Genomic DNA, 17055 nt, shown 5'->3' with positions numbered 1-17055 from the left:
GGGAAAACCGTGGGTAGGAGCCGCCGATGATAGTGAGCCGCCCGTGCGCGGCCAAGTGCGGGCCGCGGCGGACGATGGTTTGCTCAGTTGCGTGGCGCAGTTTCCACGAAGCTGCGCAGCGACCACACGAGCGAGGGTTCGAGCACGCCGTCCCAGGGCGGCATGTGCACGATGCCGAACTTCTGTTTGCCGTAGCGGACCGATTTGACGAAGAAGTGGTCGGCGTCCGACAGGCAACGCTGGCGCAAGGCAGGGTCCTTCACGCGCTGGCAGGCCATGCCGATGCGGCGCAGGTCGGGGGCAGGTGAGCGCATGCCGTTGGCGTTCTCGCCGTGGCAGCGGGCGCAGGTCTGGTTGAAGATGGTGCCACCGATGCGGGCTGCGTCGGCGTTGCCGCGCAGGGGGTTGAGGTCGGCCCAGCCGGGTGCGATGGCCGGCAAGGCGGCGGTGTCCACGTCCGGGCGCTTGACGTCGGCGTCGGCCCGTGCCGTCAGGACGGTGAGGGACAGACCCAGCAGGCACAGGGCCCGCGATGCGCTGAGGGGGTGCGTCATGGTCAGTCCCAGCCCTTCGGACAGCCCTGGCAGTCCACCATGTTGGACGATGGGAAGACCGAATAGAGCATGACGTTGCCGTCGAACACCGCGCCCTGCAGGTTGACCTGGTTGAACTTCGCCTCCTGCAGGTTGTTGCCGATGAAGCGGGTGCCCAGGAACCAGGATTTGTCGAGCCGCGCGATCTCCAAGCTGGCGCCGTTGAATTCTGCCCCCGAGAAGTCCGAGCGCAGCAGGCGTGCGCCTTCGAGGTCGGTGCCGTAGAAGCGCACCCTCTTCAGGTTGGCGTTGGACACGGTGGCCTTGGACAGCCTGGCGCCGGTGAGGTTCGCACCTTCCAGATCGGCCACGGCCAGGTTGGCACCGCGCAGGTCGGCCCGGGTCAGGTCGGCCCCGCGGAAGTCGGCACCGGCCAGGTTGCTGCCCACCAGGTTGGCATGGCGAAGGTCGGCGCCGGGGCAGCGGGTGTAGGGCCAGATGGGACAGCCGTTGATGACCAGCGGCTGGTCGGCGTCGGTCGGGGCTTCGGTGCCAGGCGCCTGTGCGCCGGCGCCGGCGCACAGGGCTCCCAGCACCGCGGGCGCCAAGCGCCGGATGAGTGGCGTGAACATAGTGGGTGAAAGAAAAAAAGACCTGACCCGCCCAGAGGATCGGAGGGGGCGTGCCAGGTCAACGCAAAGGGTGAATCAGCGCGAAGCCACCTGTTTGGGCAGCTTGAAGACCCACATAGATCCCCCCTGGGACACCTGCTTGGTCAGCTCGGCCATGTCGCCGCCCCACAGCGGCACCGCGCCGCCGTAGCCCGACTGGATGCCGATGTACTGCTCGCCGTCCATCTCCCAGGTGACGGGGATGGAGACAATGCCCGAGCCGGTCTGGAACTTCCACAGCTCCTTGCCGGTTTTCTGGTCGAAGGCCTTGATGTAGCCGTCGGACGTGCCGGTGAACAGCAGGCCGCCGGCGGTGGTCAGCGTGCCGGCCCAGAGCGGGAACTGCTCCTTGTGCTCCCAGGCAATCTTGCCGCTCACCGGGTCGATGGCGCGCAGCACGCCCACGTGGTCGTTGAACAGCTTCTTGATGCGGAAGCCCTGGCCCAGGTAGGCCGCACCCGGCTTGTAGGTGATCTTCTCCGCCCAGTAGTCCATGGCCCAGTGGTTGCCCGGGATGTAGAACAGGCCGGAGTCCGGGCTGTAGCTCATCGGCATCCAGTTCGTGCCGCCCAGGAAAGGCGGCGAGACGAAGATGCTCTCACCCTTGTCCTGGCCGTCTTTGGGCTGCGGCGGGTACTGTGCGTCGACCACCTGGGGCATGCCGGTTTTCAGGTCGAAGCCCTTGGTCCAGGTGATGCCGTCCACGAAAGGCCAGGCGTTGATGATGGCGTTCTGCTTCCAGGGGTGGCCGCCGCCGGCCTTGGCGAGTTTTTCGCGGTCGGTCACGAAGAAGTAGCCGTTGCGGTCGGCGTGGGCCGAGGCCTTGACCACCTTGCCAGTCTTGGGGTCCTTGTAGTCGAACAGCAGCACCGAGTTGTTGCCCGAGAAGTCCCAGGCGTCGTTGGGTGTGTGCGAGAAGAAGCCTTTGAGCTCGCCGGTGGTCGGGTCCACGTAGGCCTGGCCCGAGGTGTACAGGCTGGGCCAGTTGATCGGCTTGTCGCCAGGGGCGGTGCGCTTCCAGGTGTTCCACGGCGCGGGGTTGCCGGTGCCCACGACGATGGTGTTGGTCTCGACGTCGAAGGACGCCGTCTGCCAGGGAGCGCCGCCGCCGTGGCTCCAGGCCTCGACCTTCCCGGTGGGCGAGTTCGGGTCGTTGGGCCACGTTGGGGCCTTGGGGTCGCCGGTCGGGGTGCTGGGCTGGCCGTTGAGGCGACCCACGTGGCCCTCGACAAAGGGCCGGGCCCAGAGCTCCTTGCCGGTGTCCACGTCGCGGGCGTAGAGGAAACCGACGACGCCGAACTCGTCGCCCGAGGAACCGTGCACCAGCATCACCTTGCCGGTCTTCTGGTCCTTCACGATGAAGGGTGCGCCTGTCATGGTGTAGCCCACGGCGTGGTCGGCAAACTTCTCTTTCCACACCACCTTGCCGGTGGCCCGGTCCAGCGCCACGATGGACGCGTCCAGCGTTCCGAAGAACACCTTGTCGCCGTAGATGGCCGGGCCGCGGTTGACCACGTCGCAGCAGGGGCGGATGTCTTCGGGCAGGCGGTGTTCGTAGCTCCACAGGCGCTTGCCGGTGCGCGCCTCAATGGCGACGAAGCGCGAGTACGACGCGGTGGCGTAGATCACGCCGTCGTGCACCAGCACCTGGCCTTCCTGGCCGCGCTGTTTCTCTCCGCCGAACGAGTAGCTCCACACCGGCAGCAGCCCGGCGACGTTCTGGGTGTTGATGGTCTTGGCCGGGCTGTAGCGCTGGGCGGTCAGGCCCAGGCCGTAACTCAGCACATCGCCGGTGGTCTTGTGGTCGTTCGCGATGTCTTCCCAGGTCACCGGCTTGGCGGCATGGGCGGTCGCGGTCAGCAGGGTGGCCAGTGCGAGCGCAATGTGGCTCGGCCGCGGGGTGAACGCAGGGCGTGCGGTCATGGTGGGTCTCCTCGGTGTGGGTGGTGGCTGCCGGGTCGCAGCGGAACTGCAGAGCGCCGCCAGTATCGGCAGCGCCCGGATCACCGTCGCGGGAGCGCCGCCCCCTCAACCCGGGAAAAATGCCCGACAGGCCCGGGAAAGCCGGACAGGGTGGCATGTGGATTGCGAAGCACGGGTTCCCTGTCGCCTGGAGCAACCCATGGACCTCAGACACCGATTGCTGGCTTGCCTGTCGGCGGGCTTCGCGGCCCTGCTGGTGGCGGGCGCGCTGCTGGTGGCGACGAGCCTGCGGGACGACGTGCAGGACGAGCTGGAAGGCACGGCGCGGCTGGTGGCGCTGGTCCTGCAGGCGGCCCAGGCCTCTCCCCAGGGCAGCGAGGCCGCGCACCGCGCGGTGGACAGCCTGCTGGCCCGCGGCGGGCTGCGCCATGTCCGCGTGGAGTGGGTGCGTTCAGCCGCGGAGCAGCCACTGCTCCATTCCGCAACAACCCGGGACGAGGACGCCGGCTGGGCGGAGCGACTGGCCGGCCTGCAGGATTGGGATTTACCCGAATACCGGCTCGCGGTGGGACCGAACGAACAACTGCTGATCCGCATGGACCCGCGCAGCGAGGTCGACGAGGTGCTGGAGGATGCGGCGGCGATGCTGGCGGTGTTCCTGCTGTTTGCGGGTGTGTCCCTGGCGGCCGCCTGGTGGGCCGCCGATCGGGCCTTGCGCCCGGTGCGCGAACTGGAGGAGGGCCTGGCGCGCATCGGTCGCGGAGAGCTGGACCGGCCGATGCCCCCCATGGCCTTGCGCGAGTACCAGCGGGTGGCCCATGCCATCAATCGACTGGAGCAGACCCTGGCGCAGGCGCACGAGAGCGAGCGCCGTCTGGGACAGCGGTTGATGGCGATGCAGGAGAGCGAACGGGAGGAACTCGCGCGCGAGCTGCACGACGAGTTCGGCCAGGGCCTTGCGGCCATGGGCGCGGCGGCCGCCTTTGTCGAACGGCACGCCGACTCCGCGCGTCCCGACACCCTGGTCGAATGCGCGCGGGACATCCGCACCGCATCGACCCGCATGACCCTGCAGGTGCGAAGCCGGCTGCGACAGCTGCGGCCGCACGGCCTGGAGGCCATGAACCTTCGCGAGGCCATCACTGAGCTGGTGTATGGCAGTCGCCTGCGGGCCGAGGGCGTTGCCATCGAGACCCAGGTGCCGGACGTGCTGCCCAGGTTGTCGGCGGAGGCGGGTCTGGCGCTGTACCGGACGGTCCAGGAGGCGTTGACCAACGTGTTGCGCCACGCCCATGCCGCGCGCGTGCGCCTGGTCATTGCCCTGGGTGCGCAGGGTTTGCAGATGACGCTGGACGACGATGGTGCGGGGCGTGCGAACGACGTGTTGCGGGCAGCCCGGGCCGGCGTGATGGGCATGCGCGAGCGGGCCGCCATGGCGGGCGGTCGCTTCGAATTGGGCACCGCCCCGCTGGGGGGGCTGCGCGTGATGCTGTGGCTGCCGCTGGCAACCCAGGGACAAGGAGACTTCGATGGTGAATGTGCTTTTGCTGGATGACCATGCCGTGGTGCGCACCGGCTACCGCCGGCTGATCGACGCGGAGCCGGACCTGCGCGTGGTGGCCGAGGCCAGCACGGCGGATGAGGCCTATGCCCACCTCCAGCTGGGCGGCATCGACGTGGCGGTGGTGGACCTGAGCCTGCGGGGTGCCAGCGGCGTCGAGGCGATCCGGCGCCTGGTCGCCCGGGACCCTCAGCTGCGTGTGATGGTCTTGTCCATGCACGACAGCCCCGGGTACGTGACGCAGGCCATGCGCGCCGGTGCGCTGGGCTACCTGAGCAAGAGCAGCGAGCCGGGTGACATGCTCGACGGCATCCGGGCGGTGGCGCGCGGCCGACGGGTGCTGGCGCCCGATGTCGCCCGGTCGCTGGCCGACGCCTCGCTGGACGGTGACGGCCTGCTCAACCGGTTGACGCCGCGGGAGTTCGAGGTGTTGCGGCTGGCCGCCACCGGCGAAGCCACGCACCGGATCGCCAGCCAGATGCACCTGAGCCCGAAGACGGTGCTGAACCACCTGTCCATGGTGCGGCAGAAGCTGGGCGCCGACAGCGACTTCAAGCTGCTGCGCCTGGCGGTTCGCCACGGACTGGTGGACCTGACCGGTGAAGCCGCTTGCTGAGGTCGGAACCCTCAACGCGCCACGAACACCGACAGATCCGTCTGCACCGTGTCGAGCGCAAAACGCCGCCCGGCCAGGTGGTCCTCGATGCAGCGCAGCACCAGCGGGCTGCGATGGCGGTCGGCGCTGGCGCGCACCTCGTCGGGCGTCATCCACAGGGTGCGCACGATGCCGGTGTCGAGCCGGCGGTGGGCGTCGAACCCGCCCAGCTCGCCGCAGTAGGCGAAGCGCAGGTAGGTGATGTCCTCGCCCGTGCGCTCGCGCTGGAAGCGCGAGAGGTAGATGCCCACCAGCGCGGTCGGGCGGAAGGCAAAGGCGGTTTCTTCCAGTGCCTCGCGCGCCACGCCCTGTTCGGGGCTCTCACCCGGGTCCAGGTGCCCGGCCGGGTTGTTCAGGCGCAGGCCCTCGGGCGTCTCTTCCTCCACCAGCAGGTAGCGGCCCTCGCGCTCGATGATCGCGGCCACGGTGGCACTGGGTTTCCATCGGGTGTTCATGGCGCCATTATCCCGACCGACCGTTCGGGTGTTCCTTTGAACGGGACATCCTGCCGCATCATGAAATTCGGCAGGGATGCGATGGGTCTGGGGGCATCCGGTGCTTGGTACAAACCCTTGTGCGACAAGGGCTTGCGGCTGGTGAAGGCCTGAAGGGCGTCGGTTAAGCTGGCGCGCTGCCAACGGCGCTCCCGGGCGGGCGCTCGCGCCGACCAGGGACGGCGTCCGTTAGGCGCGAGAGACAACACGGGGCGGAGGGCCCCGGCGCACATGATTGGAAAAAGACGAATGTCCAGAAGGATGTGGAAGGCGGCGGTCTGCGGCTGGATGCTCTGGGGAGCGGTGGCCAGCCACGCGGCCGAGTTCTCGGTCGGGCGGGTGGACATCCGGTTCGCTGACGAGGGCTGGAAGGAAGTGCCCCTGCCGGATGCGGCGCAAGCCTACGGGGGCGACCGGTCGGGCGCGCTGGCGGTCCAGGAGAAGCTGTTTGTCCGGGATGGAGGCGCCAGCGAAACGCCGGTGCTGATCCTGGTGAGCGCCAATTCGGAGGGGCTGGGCGGTGGCCGGGGCGGCCACATGACGTACTCGGTCGAGTGCAAGTCCGATGAACACAACTACCGCGAAGGCAACGAGGGCTTCAGGGCCAGCTTCGCCCAGTGCCTGACGGTGACGCCCCTGTACGACGGCCCCGGCGTGATCAAGGCCCTGGCACCCCAGCTGGAAGGGGCTCTCAAGACCGAAGGCGCCGAGATGCCGCCGTTCTACACCGTGTGGAGCCGTCACGCGATCTCCACGGGTTCGTTCGTGGACGTGCGTGTCTTCACCGTGTTTCCGATCAGCGCCGAAAGCGCCGCTGCTGCAGACGCACTGCCCAAGGACGTGCCACCTGCCCATGTGGTGTGGGGACGCCAGCTCAAGGACGCGGTCAAGAGCAGTGTGTATTCGCTCTCTGGCCGTCTGGACATGCCGCCCATCCGGCTGGTCGCGCCGCCGCAGCCTGCCGCGGCCGGCGGCGGCTGACCGCACGCCCTGCACTGTTTTTTGAACTTCCAGCAATGAGGACCTGCCCATGACTTCTGGCGCCCCGACCGACACCGCCGCTGCCACCCCGCAGCGCATCGGCATCCCCCGTGAAATCTTCCCTGGTGAAAAGCGCGTGGCCACCGTGCCCGACGTGGTCACCAAGCTCGCCAAGCTGGGCTTCGGCGTGGTGGTGGAGACCGGTGCCGGTGAGCTCGCCGACCTCTCCGACGATGCCTACCGCGAGGCCGGTGCCAGCATCGCCGGCTCGACCGCCGAGCTCTGGAGCAGCGCCGACATCGTCTTCAAGGTGCGCCCGCCCACCGCCGACGAGGTGGCGCTGATGCACGCGGGCCAGACCCTGATCGGCTTCGTCTGGCCGGCGCAGAACCCCGACCTGATGCAGCAGCTGGCGGCGAAGAAGGTGACGGTACTGGCCATCGACTGCCTGCCGCGCACGCTCAGCCGCGCGCAGAAGATGGACGCGCTGACCTCGATGGCCGGTGTCAGCGGCTACCGCGCCGTGGTCGAGGCGGCCAACGCCTTCGGCCGCTTCTTCAATGGCCAGATCACGGCCGCGGGCAAGGTGCCGCCGGCCAAGGTGTTCATCGCCGGCGCCGGTGTGGCGGGTCTCGCCGCCATCGGCGCGGCCGCCAGCCTGGGCGCCATCGTGCGCGCCAACGACACGCGCGCCGAGGTCGCCGACCAGGTGGTCTCGCTCGGTGGCGAGTTCGTCAAGGTGGACTACGAGGAAGAGGGCTCGGGCGGCGGCGGTTATGCCAAGGTCATGAGCGAAGGCTTCCAGGCCGCGCAGCGCGAGATGTACGCGAAGCAGGCGCGTGAGGTGGACATCATCATCACCACCGCGCTGATCCCGGGCAAGCCGGCGCCCAAGCTCATCACCGCCGAGATGGTGCGCAGCATGAAGCCCGGCAGCGTGATCGTCGACATGGCGGCCGAGCAGGGCGGCAACTGCGAACTCACCGAACCCGGCAAGGCGGTCGTGAAGCACGGCGTGACCATCGTCGGCTACACCGATCTGGCCTCGCGCATGGCGCGCCAGTCGTCCACGCTGTACGGCACCAACCTGTTCCGCCTGACGGAAGAGCTGTGCAAGACCAAGGACGGCGTCATCAACGTCAACATGGCCGACGACGCCATTCGCGGCCTGACCGTCATCAAGGACGGCGAGGTCACCTGGCCCGCACCACCCATCGCGGCTGCACCCAAGCCGCCGGCCAAACCCGCTGTGGCCGCGCCCAAGGCGCCGGCCCACGGCCACGGCCCGGGCGAGCCCATGTCGGCCAAGACCCTGGCCATCGTGTTCGGTGTCGGCGCGCTGCTGTTCGCGCTGGTCGGCCTCTACGCACCGGCCTCCTTCCTGTCGCACTTCACCGTGTTCGTGCTGGCCTGCTTCGTGGGCTACATGGTGGTGTGGAACGTCACGCCCAGTCTGCACACGCCGCTGATGAGCGTGACCAACGCGATCAGCTCGATCATCGCCATCGGCGCGCTGATCCAGGTCGCGCCGCCGCTGGACGCGGCCGGGGCCGCCGACCGGCCCAACGCCCTGATCCTGGGCTGCGCGGTGGTCGCGCTGGTGCTGACCGCCATCAACATGTTCGGCGGCTTCGCCGTCACGCGCCGCATGCTGGCGATGTTCCGCAAGTAAGAAGAAGAGGACGACACCCATGACCTCCAGTCTGGCCACCATGGCCTACATCGGCGCCACCATCCTGTTCATCCTCAGCCTGGGCGGCCTCTCCAACCCCGAAACCGCCCGCCGCGGCAACCTGTTCGGCATGGTCGGCATGGCCATCGCCGTGCTGGCCACCGTGCTCGGCCCGCGCGTCACCGCGGCCGGCATCCCCTACATCGTCGGCGCGCTGGTCGTTGGCGGCGCCATCGGCCTCTTCGCTGCCAAGAAAGTGCAGATGACGCAGATGCCCGAGCTGGTCGCGCTCATGCACAGCCTGGTGGGCCTGGCGGCCTGCCTGGTGGGCTTCGCCAGCTACGTGGACACCTCCACCGTCTTCGCCACACCGGCCGAGAAGGCCATCCACGAGATGGAGATCTACATCGGCATCCTGATTGGCGCGGTCACCTTCTCGGGCTCGCTCATCGCGTTTGGCAAGCTGTCTGGCCGAATCGGCGGCAAGCCGCTGCTGCTGCCCGCCCGCCACTTCCTGAACCTGGCCGGTCTGCTGGTCGTGATCTGGTTCGGTCGCGCCTTCCTCAATGCACACGACATCCAGTCCGGCATGACGCCGCTGATCGTGATGACCGTGATCGCGCTGCTGTTCGGCATCCACATGGTGATGGCCATCGGCGGCGCCGACATGCCGGTGGTGGTGTCGATGCTCAACAGCTATTCGGGCTGGGCGGCCGCGGCCACCGGCTTCATGCTCAGCAACGACCTGCTGATCGTGGTCGGTGCGCTGGTGGGCTCCTCGGGCGCGATCCTGAGCTACATCATGTGCCGCGCGATGAACCGCAACTTCATCAGCGTGATCGCGGGTGGCTTCGGTGGCGGCGCGCCGGCACCCAAGGCAGCGGCCGGCGCTGCGGCCGAGCCGCAGGGCGAGGTGACGCCGGTCAGCGCCACGGAAACCGCCGAGATGCTGCGCGAAGCCAAGAACGTGATCATCGTGCCCGGTTACGGCATGGCCGTGGCGCAGGCCCAGCACACGGTGTTCGAGATCACCAGACTGCTGCGCGAGAAGGGCGTGAACGTGCGCTTCGGCATCCACCCGGTGGCCGGCCGCATGCCGGGTCACATGAACGTGCTGCTGGCCGAGGCCAAGGTGCCCTACGACATCGTGCTGGAGATGGACGAGATCAACGAGGACTTCCCCGACACTGACGTGACCATGGTGATCGGCGCCAACGACATCGTGAACCCGGCTGCGCAGGACGACCCCACCAGCCCGATCGCCGGCATGCCGGTGCTCGAAGTCTGGAAGGCGCGCACCAGCATCGTGATGAAGCGCTCCATGGCCAGCGGCTACGCCGGCGTGGACAACCCGCTCTTCTACAAGGACAACAACCGCATGCTGTTCGGCGACGCCAAGAAGATGCTTGACGAGGTGCTGGCGGCGCTGCGGGGCTGATCCCGGTCGCCCTGCCAAGGCCCGGCGAGTCCGGGCCTTGTTCTTTTTGTGGGCGGCCTGGCAGACGTTCACTTTTTGTAGCGGGAAAGGTTCAAGGATTGCCGCCCGTGGGCGATGCGTCAGAATCGCGTCAGGGAAAACACGCGCTCGGGGTTCCGGGCCTGAACGGGAAAATGCATGCTGAACGACAACATCGACCCTGGAGACCCTCTCATGACTGAACCGACGCAGGCGTCCGCCGCCCGCCCCTGGCTGGGTGCGTATCCGGACGGTGTGCCGGCCGACATCGACGTCGAGCAATACCCCTCGCTGGTGCACCTGCTGGAAGAGAGCTTCCAGAAGCACGCCGCCAGCACCGCCTACAGTTTCATGGGCAAGGACGTGGGCTATGCGCAGGTCGACAGCCTGTCCCAGGCGTTCGCGGCCTATCTGCAGGGCCTCGGGCTGGTCAAGGGCGATCGCGTCGCGATCATGATGCCCAACGTGCCGCAGTACCCGGTGGCGGTGGCCGGCATCCTGCGCGCCGGCTTCGTGGTGGTCAACGTCAACCCGCTCTACACCGCGCGCGAGCTGGAGCACCAGCTCAAGGACTCAGGCGCCAAGGCCATCGTCATCATCGAGAACTTCGCCGCGACGCTGGAGCAGTGCATCGCTGCGACGCCGGTCAAGCACGTGGTGCTGGCCGCCATGGGCGACCTGCTGGGCCTGGTCAAGGGCGGCATCGTCAACTACGTGGTGCGCAACGTGAAGAAGATGGTGCCGGCCTTCGACCTGCCGCAGGCGGTGCGCTTCAACGAGGCCATTGCGCGCGGCACGCGCGGCACGCTCAAGCGCCCGGACATCCGGCCCGACGATGTGGCGGTGCTGCAGTACACCGGCGGCACCACCGGTGTCTCCAAGGGCGCGGTGCTGCTGCACCGCAACGTGCTGGCCAACGTGCTGCAGTCTGAGGCCTGGAACGCGCCGGTCATGAGCAAGGTGCCGGCCGGCGAGCAGACCACCAGCGTCTGCGCCCTGCCGCTGTACCACATCTTCGCTTTCACGGTGAACATGATGCTGGGCATGCGCACCGGCGGCAAAGTGATCCTGATCCCCAACCCGCGCGACCTGCCGGCAGTGCTCAAGGAGCTGAGCAAGCACACCTTCCACAGCTTCCCGGCGGTCAACACGCTGTTCAACGGCCTGGCCAACCACCCCGACTTCCACACCGTCAACTGGCGCAACCTCAAGGTGTCCGTGGGCGGCGGCATGGCGGTGCAGGGCGCGGTCGCCAAGCTGTGGCTGGAGAAGACAGGCTGCCCGATCTGCGAGGGCTACGGCCTGTCCGAAACCAGCCCGTCGGCCACCTGCAACCCGGTGACCAACACCGAGTTCACCGGAACCATCGGCGTGCCCCTGCCGAACACGTGGCTCAAGTGCCTGGACGACGAGGGCAACGAAGTGCCGCAGGGCCAGCCGGGCGAGATCGCGATCAAGGGACCGCAGGTCATGGCGGGTTACTGGCAACGGCCCGACGAAACCGCCAAGGTCATGACCGCCGACGGCTTCTTCAAGACCGGCGACGTGGGCATCATGGACGCACGCGGCTACTTCAAGATCGTGGACCGCAAGAAGGACATGGTGCTGGTCAGCGGCTTCAACGTCTATCCCAACGAGGTCGAGGACGTGGTGGCTCAGCTGCCGGGCGTGATGGAGTGCGCCGTGGTCGGCGTGCCCGACGAGAAGTCGGGCGAGGCTGTCAAGCTGGTGATCGTCAAGAAAGACCCGGCGCTGACCGAAGCCCAGGTGCGCGAGTTCTGCAAGGCCAACCTCACCGGCTACAAGCAGCCCAAGGTGGTCGAGTTCCGTGAGGAGATGCCCAAGACGCCGGTGGGCAAGATTCTCCGGCGCGAACTCAGAGACAAGAAGTGACGCAGCGCCTGCGACACAATGACAGGGCGGCTTCGGCCGCCTTTGTCATTTCCGGAGCCGTTGCATGACCCGAACCGCCATCGTCGCCGCGCTGCACGACGAACTCGCCAGCGTGCTGGCGCTGATGCCCGACGAGCAGAAAGAGGTGGTGGGCGGGCGCGAGTTCTGGGTCGGTCATCTGCACGGGCAGGACGTGGTGGCGGTGCTGTCGGGCATCGGCAAGGTGTCGGCCGCCACGACCGCGACCCTGCTGATCGACCGCTTCAAGGTGCAGCGCATCGTGTTCACCGGCGTGGCCGGCGGACTGGGCCCGGGCGTGAAGGTGGGAGACGTGGTGCTGGCGCGCTCGTTCCTGCAGCACGACATGGACGCCTCGCCGCTGTTTCCCCGCCACGAGGTGCCGCTGTACGGCCGTGCCCGCTTCGAGGCCGACGCGGCCCTGGCCGACGCGCTGGAGCTGGCCTGCGAGCGCATGCTGCACAGCCTGCCGCAGCAGCTCGGCACCTCGACGGTGGACGCCTTCGGCCTGCAGGCGCCGCGCCTGCACCAGGGCCTGCTGATCAGCGGCGACCGCTTCGTCGCCACCACCGCCGAGAGCGTTGCGCTGCAGCGCGGGCTGCCGGACGCCCTGGCGGTGGAGATGGAAGGCGCGGCCTTCGCCCAGGTCTGCCACGACTTCGGCGTGCCGCTGGCGGTGGTGCGCACCATCTCCGACCGCGCCGACGATGCGGCGCACGTGGACTTCCCGCGTTTCCTGCGCGAGGTGGCCAGCCGCTACAGCGGCGCGCTGATCGACACCCTGCTGCGGACATGAACACCCCGCCTCTCCTGATCGCCGGCTCCGGCAAGCTGGCGCGCGAACTGCTCGCGGGCCTGGCGCCCGACGCCAAGCCATGGAGTGATCGCTCGGACGTGGGCGCGGTGCGGGCCGTGGTGCATGCCGGCTCCGGGCGCGAGCTGCCGGAGATCCTGCGCTTCTGCCGCGAACGCGCGCTGCTGCTGATCGAGCTGTCCACCGGCACCGGCATTGCGGACCTGGCCGATGGCGTGCCGGTGGTGGTCTGCGCCAACGCCAACCTGCTGATGCTCAAGTTCATGGCCATGCTCGCGCGTTGCGGGCCGTGGTTCCGCGGTGAGCCCATGCGCCTGACCGAGTCGCACCAGGCCGGCAAGACCTCGGTGCCGGGCACGGCGGTGGCCCTGGCGGCGTCGCTGGGCCTGTCGCCCGAGGCCATCGTCTCGGTGCGCGATCCGGCGCAACAGTCGGGCGGGCTGGGCATCCCGGCCGCCGACCTGGGGCGCCACGCCTTCCACCGCATCGAGATCGGCGAGGGCGACTGCCGGCTGCGCCTGGAGACCCTGGTGACGGGCGGCGCGCCCTATGCCGAGGGTGTGCGGCGCATCGTTGGCGCGGCGCTGGCCCATCCGCTGGAGCCGCGCTGCCACGACGTGGTCGAGTTCATCGACAAGGGCTGGCTCTGACCAGCCCCGGCCTCACGGCCCTGCATCACTTGAGCCAGCCGCGCTTGCGGAAGTACAGCATCGGCACCACGGCCGACAGCACCATCAGCCCCAGCGCAAACGGGTAGCCCCACTTCTGGCTCAGCTCTGGCATGTACTGGAAGTTCATGCCGTACAGGCTGGCGATCAGCGTCGGTGGCAGCAGCGCGACGCTGGCCACCGAGAAGATCTTGATGATCTTGTTCTGGTTGATGTTGATGAAACCGACCGTCGCGTCCATCAGGAAGTTGATCTTGTCGAACAGGAAGGCGGTGTGGCCGTCCAGCGAGTCAAGGTCGCGCAGGATCTGGCGCGCGTCCTCGAACTGCTCGGCGTTCAGCATGCGGCTGCGCATCAGGAAGCTCACCGCGCGGCGCGTGTCCATCACGTTGCGGCGGATGCGGCCGCTCATGTCCTCGTGGCGCGCGATGGCGGCCAGCACCTCGCCGGCCTTGTTGTCCGTCACGTCGCCCGCGAGCACCTGGCGGCTGACCGTCTCAAGGTCGTCGTAGATGTCTTCCAGCGTGTCGGCGCAGTACTCGGCGTCGGCGTCGAACAGCATCAGCAGCACGTCCTTGGCGTCCTCGATCAGGCCGGGCATGCGGCGCGCGCGCATGCGCAGCAGGCGGAAGACGGGCACGTCCTCGTCGTGGATGGAGAACAGCACGCCCTGGCTCTTGAGCTCGGCGTTGTGCTGGTTGAGGATGAAGGCCACGCGGATGGCGCGCGGGTTCTCTTCGTCATCGATCAGGAAGTCCGAGCGGATGTGCAGTTCGCCGTTGTCTTCCTCGAAGAAGCGGGCCGACTCCTCGATGTCGTCGTCCATCGCGTCTTCGGGGATGGACAGGCCGAAGTGCTGCTTGACCCAGCGCCGCTCTTCGGGCGTGGGGTTCTCCAGGTCGACCCAGATGGGCTTGAATCGGGTCAGCGCTTCGAGCGACTCGATTTCTTCCTGAAACAGGCGGCCATTGGCCAGGGTGAAGACGTTGAGCATGGGGGCTCCCGGGCGGGTGGTCTGGCGAAACCGGGCGCGGGGGCGCACCGGTGGGCGGTTCGGGCGGCGCTTTCAGCCGGCCGGCCGCCTGCGCATCAGACGGTCGCGGGGAGGGCTGAAAGCACACAACTGGGAGGTGTGCTTTCCATGAGGCTCTTTCGGGAACGGGAAGACCGGATTATGGCATCGCCACACCGGGCGAAGAGGCGGCGAGAGGCGCGAAAAAGGCCTTGATTTCGGCCTGGCGGCGCCAGGCATCGTGTTCGCCCAGCTCCATCAGCGCGTTGACGAAGGGTGGCTCGAACATCAGGTAGCTGGCCAGCGAGGCCGCGCTGCCGGCCGCACCGCGCCCGGTGTCCAGCGCGCCCAGGCCGATCAGCGTGTTGCGGGTGGCCGCGGGCAGGCTGGCAATGTGTTTGTGGGTCAGCTCGTCCAGCGAAAAGCTGGGCTGCAGGGCCAGCACGCGCACCGGGTGGTAGGGCAGGGCGGCGGCCAGTCCCTGGGGCAGCTGCGCAATGGTCTGGCTCACGCGCTGGGCCTGTTCGACATCGGCCTGCAGCGTGTCGTGGAACACGCTGGCCATGGCGTGGCCGGCGATGGTGCCTGCGGTGGGCTCGTCGGTCACGCGGACCGCCAGCCCCGAGCGCTGGGGCTGGCCGGCGCCAATGGCCAGGATGCGACGCGCGCCGAAATGGATGGCGGGCGACAGCGGCGAGAGCTGGCGCATCGAGCCATCCCCGAAATGCTCCCGGTGGCCGTCGACCCATAGCGGCACGGCCGGAAACAGGAAGGGGATGGCGCTGGAGGCCATCAGGTGCTCGACCGTGACGGGCTGGAAGTCGGCGCGCCGGCCCGGCCGGTGCCAGGGCGGCACCGGGTGTTTCGGTCGGGTCTGGCAGAAGGTCCAGTGTTCGCCGGTGGAATAGCTGGAGGCGGTCACGCCCAGGGCCTCCAGGTGGCCATCGGCCAGCCCGAGTTCCAGGCTGCGCAGATCGATGGCCCGGTGCAGGGTGTCCACCAGTGGCAGTGTGTCGAGCAGGGCGCGGTGACGGCGCACCTGGCGCGCCAGCGTCAGTCCGGCGACGACGCGGTTGGCCCGCACCCAGGTCGGCGCGTCCAGCCGGTAGACGCGTTCTGACCGCAGGGCGCTCCAGAACGCGGCCAGGTCATGAAAGGCCTGCAGATCCAGCGCGGCACGGCTGGCCAGAAAGGTGGCGTTGAGCGCGCCGGCCGAGGTGCCGAAAAGCCAGCGGAAGGGAAACCCGTGGTCGGTCACCGTTCCGTCGTTGCGCCAGTGGCCGTGCATCACGGCGATGGCCTTGAGCACACCCGCCTGGTAGGCGGTGCGCGCACCGCCACCCATCAGGACCAGCGCACAGGCGCCGTCGTCCGCCGGTGCAGGAGCGGGGCTCAGCAGGTTGTAGGAGATCAGCGTATCGAGGGACACAGAAGAGGGCCTGCGCTTACAGTGGCGGGCTGTTCCGAAAATCATGACACAACATTCCCTCGCTCCCGGCCGCGAGCGCTGGCTGCTGCTGACCATCGCCGGCATCCAGTTCACGCACATCCTCGATTTCATGATCATGATGCCGCTGGGGCCGCAGTTCACGCAGCTGTTCGGCATCAGCGATGCGCAGTTCGGTTTGCTGGTGTCGGCCTACACATTCTCGGCCGGGTTCTCCGGCCTTGCGGCAGCGACCTATGTCGACCGTTTCGACCGCAAGCGGCTGCTGCTGGTGCTGTACGGGCTGTTCGCGCTGGCCACACTGGCCTGTGGCCTGGCGCCCGGCTATGGCTTCCTGATGGCGGCGCGCGTCGCCGCCGGGTTGTTCGGTGGCGTGCTGTCGGCGCTGTCGCAGACCATCGTGGCCGACGTGGTGCCGTTCGAGCGGCGCGGGCGCGCCATGGGTATCGTGATGTCCTCGTTCTCGTTCTCCACGGTGGCCGGTGTGCCGATCGGCCTGTTCCTGGCCTCTCACTGGGGCTGGCAACTGCCGTTCCTGGCCATTGCCGGTCTCAGCGGTGTGCTGGCGGTCGCGGCGGCGCTCACGCTGCCTCCACTGCGCGGCCATCTGCACGCCCACGGCAAGCCGTCGGCCTTGCGCGCCATCGGCCGCGTGCTGGCCAATCGCAACCATCTGCGGGCGTTCGGCTTTTCCGCGCTGCTGGTGTTCGCAGGGTTCTGCGTGATTCCGTTCATCACCATCTACCTGCAGTCCACCGCCGGCGTTCTGCCGGAGCAGGTGCCCTACATCTACCTGATCGGCGGTGTCACCACCCTGGTCACCGCCCGCTGGATCGGTCGCCTGACCGACCGCCGGGGCAAGGTGGCCGTGTTCAGCGCGCTGGCCGCCATCGTCACCGCGCCGATCCTGACGATGACGTTGCTGCCGCCCTGGCCCTTGCCGGTGATCCTGGTGGCCACCACGGCCTTGTTCGTGTTTCTCAGCGGGCGAATGATCCCCGGCATGGCCCTCATCACCGGAGCCGCCGATCCGTCCCTGCGTGGCACCTTCATGGCGCTCAACGGGGCGGTGCAGTCGGCTTCGATGGGGTTCGCCTCGTTCCTGTCCGGCCTGGTCATCGGTCGCGATGCCGCAGGACAGGTGCAGAACTACTGGGTGGCGGGGGTGATTGGCGTCGGTGCCAGTCTGGCGTCCATCGCTCTGGCGCGCCGCCTGGTCATCCATTCGGCCGCACCCGCCGGACGGGCATGAATGCC

The 17055-nt window shown here is 68.3% G+C and carries 15 protein-coding genes; 9 read left to right on the top strand and 6 right to left on the bottom strand.

What is annotated here, in order from left to right; genetic code table 11:
- Positions 1–83 precede the first annotated feature (83 nt).
- From HPS01S_RS13460 to HPS01S_RS13450, 3 genes are all read right to left on the bottom strand, one after another.
- Complete coding sequence (locus HPS01S_RS13460) at positions 84–554, bottom strand: c-type cytochrome (RefSeq protein ID WP_066156893.1); 471 nt, start codon at positions 552–554, stop codon at positions 84–86.
- A 2-nt stretch (positions 555–556) separates the two neighbouring features.
- Positions 557–1165 carry a pentapeptide repeat-containing protein gene (locus HPS01S_RS13455; protein WP_084397364.1) on the bottom strand — a complete coding sequence of 203 codons (609 nt, stop codon included), beginning with the start codon at positions 1163–1165 and terminating at the stop codon, positions 557–559.
- 75 nt (positions 1166–1240) lie between these two features.
- On the bottom strand, positions 1241–3127 hold the full coding sequence (locus tag HPS01S_RS13450) for a methanol/ethanol family PQQ-dependent dehydrogenase (RefSeq protein ID WP_066156890.1): 1887 nt from the start codon (positions 3125–3127) through the stop codon (positions 1241–1243).
- 199 nt (positions 3128–3326) lie between these two features.
- On the opposite strand from HPS01S_RS13450, the gene HPS01S_RS13445 reads away from it, so the two are divergent.
- Positions 3327–4682 (top strand): HAMP domain-containing sensor histidine kinase, encoded by a 1356-nt coding sequence (locus HPS01S_RS13445; RefSeq protein WP_066156888.1) that lies wholly within the window; start codon positions 3327–3329, stop codon positions 4680–4682.
- Positions 4657–5304 (top strand): response regulator, encoded by a 648-nt coding sequence (locus tag HPS01S_RS13440; protein WP_066156883.1) that lies wholly within the window; start codon positions 4657–4659, stop codon positions 5302–5304. The genes HPS01S_RS13445 and HPS01S_RS13440 overlap by 26 nt, the downstream gene beginning before the upstream one ends.
- An 11-nt stretch (positions 5305–5315) precedes the next feature.
- Here the strand turns inward: HPS01S_RS13440 and HPS01S_RS13435 are convergent, their stop codons facing one another.
- The gene (locus HPS01S_RS13435) at positions 5316–5798 is read right to left on the bottom strand and encodes an NUDIX hydrolase (protein WP_066156881.1); all 483 of its coding nucleotides are present in this window, start codon (positions 5796–5798) and stop codon (positions 5316–5318) included.
- Between the two features lie 288 nt (positions 5799–6086).
- Between HPS01S_RS13435 and HPS01S_RS13430 the strand changes: the two genes are divergently transcribed.
- From HPS01S_RS13430 to HPS01S_RS13405, 6 genes are all read left to right on the top strand, one after another.
- Entirely contained in the window at positions 6087–6818 is a 732-nt protein-coding gene (locus HPS01S_RS13430; protein WP_157576309.1) for a hypothetical protein, read from the top strand.
- A 49-nt stretch (positions 6819–6867) separates the two neighbouring features.
- A complete protein-coding gene (locus HPS01S_RS13425; RefSeq protein WP_066156878.1) occupies positions 6868–8490 on the top strand; it encodes a Re/Si-specific NAD(P)(+) transhydrogenase subunit alpha in 1623 nt (540 codons plus the stop codon).
- A gap of 19 nt (positions 8491–8509) precedes the next feature.
- The gene (gene pntB, locus HPS01S_RS13420; RefSeq protein ID WP_066156877.1) at positions 8510–9928 is read left to right on the top strand and encodes a Re/Si-specific NAD(P)(+) transhydrogenase subunit beta; all 1419 of its coding nucleotides are present in this window, start codon (positions 8510–8512) and stop codon (positions 9926–9928) included.
- Positions 9929–10141: 213 nt separating this feature from the next.
- Positions 10142–11839 (top strand): long-chain-fatty-acid--CoA ligase, encoded by a 1698-nt coding sequence (locus tag HPS01S_RS13415; RefSeq protein ID WP_066157153.1) that lies wholly within the window; start codon positions 10142–10144, stop codon positions 11837–11839.
- 64 nt (positions 11840–11903) lie between these two features.
- Positions 11904–12653, top strand: coding sequence for a 5'-methylthioadenosine/adenosylhomocysteine nucleosidase (locus tag HPS01S_RS13410; RefSeq protein WP_066156873.1), 750 nt, complete (start codon positions 11904–11906; stop codon positions 12651–12653).
- A complete protein-coding gene (locus tag HPS01S_RS13405) occupies positions 12650–13321 on the top strand; it encodes a hypothetical protein (protein WP_066156870.1) in 672 nt (223 codons plus the stop codon). Before HPS01S_RS13410 ends, HPS01S_RS13405 begins: the two co-directional genes overlap by 4 nt.
- A gap of 25 nt (positions 13322–13346) precedes the next feature.
- Here the strand turns inward: HPS01S_RS13405 and corA are convergent, their stop codons facing one another.
- Together corA and HPS01S_RS13395 are read right to left on the bottom strand one after the other, a co-directional pair.
- Complete coding sequence (corA, locus tag HPS01S_RS13400; protein ID WP_066156869.1) at positions 13347–14333, bottom strand: magnesium/cobalt transporter CorA; 987 nt, start codon at positions 14331–14333, stop codon at positions 13347–13349.
- Positions 14334–14511: 178 nt separating this feature from the next.
- Positions 14512–15780, bottom strand: coding sequence for a patatin-like phospholipase family protein (locus HPS01S_RS13395; RefSeq protein ID WP_066156867.1), 1269 nt, complete (start codon positions 15778–15780; stop codon positions 14512–14514).
- A 43-nt stretch (positions 15781–15823) separates the two neighbouring features.
- On the opposite strand from HPS01S_RS13395, the gene HPS01S_RS13390 reads away from it, so the two are divergent.
- On the top strand, positions 15824–17050 hold the full coding sequence (locus HPS01S_RS13390; RefSeq protein ID WP_066156864.1) for an MFS transporter: 1227 nt from the start codon (positions 15824–15826) through the stop codon (positions 17048–17050).
- Positions 17051–17055 lie beyond the last annotated feature (5 nt).

This window comes from Hydrogenophaga pseudoflava NBRC 102511, assembly GCF_001592285.1.
Classification (GTDB): domain Bacteria; phylum Pseudomonadota; class Gammaproteobacteria; order Burkholderiales; family Burkholderiaceae_C; genus Hydrogenophaga; species Hydrogenophaga pseudoflava.
This window is presented reverse-complemented; position numbering and strand designations above follow the sequence as displayed.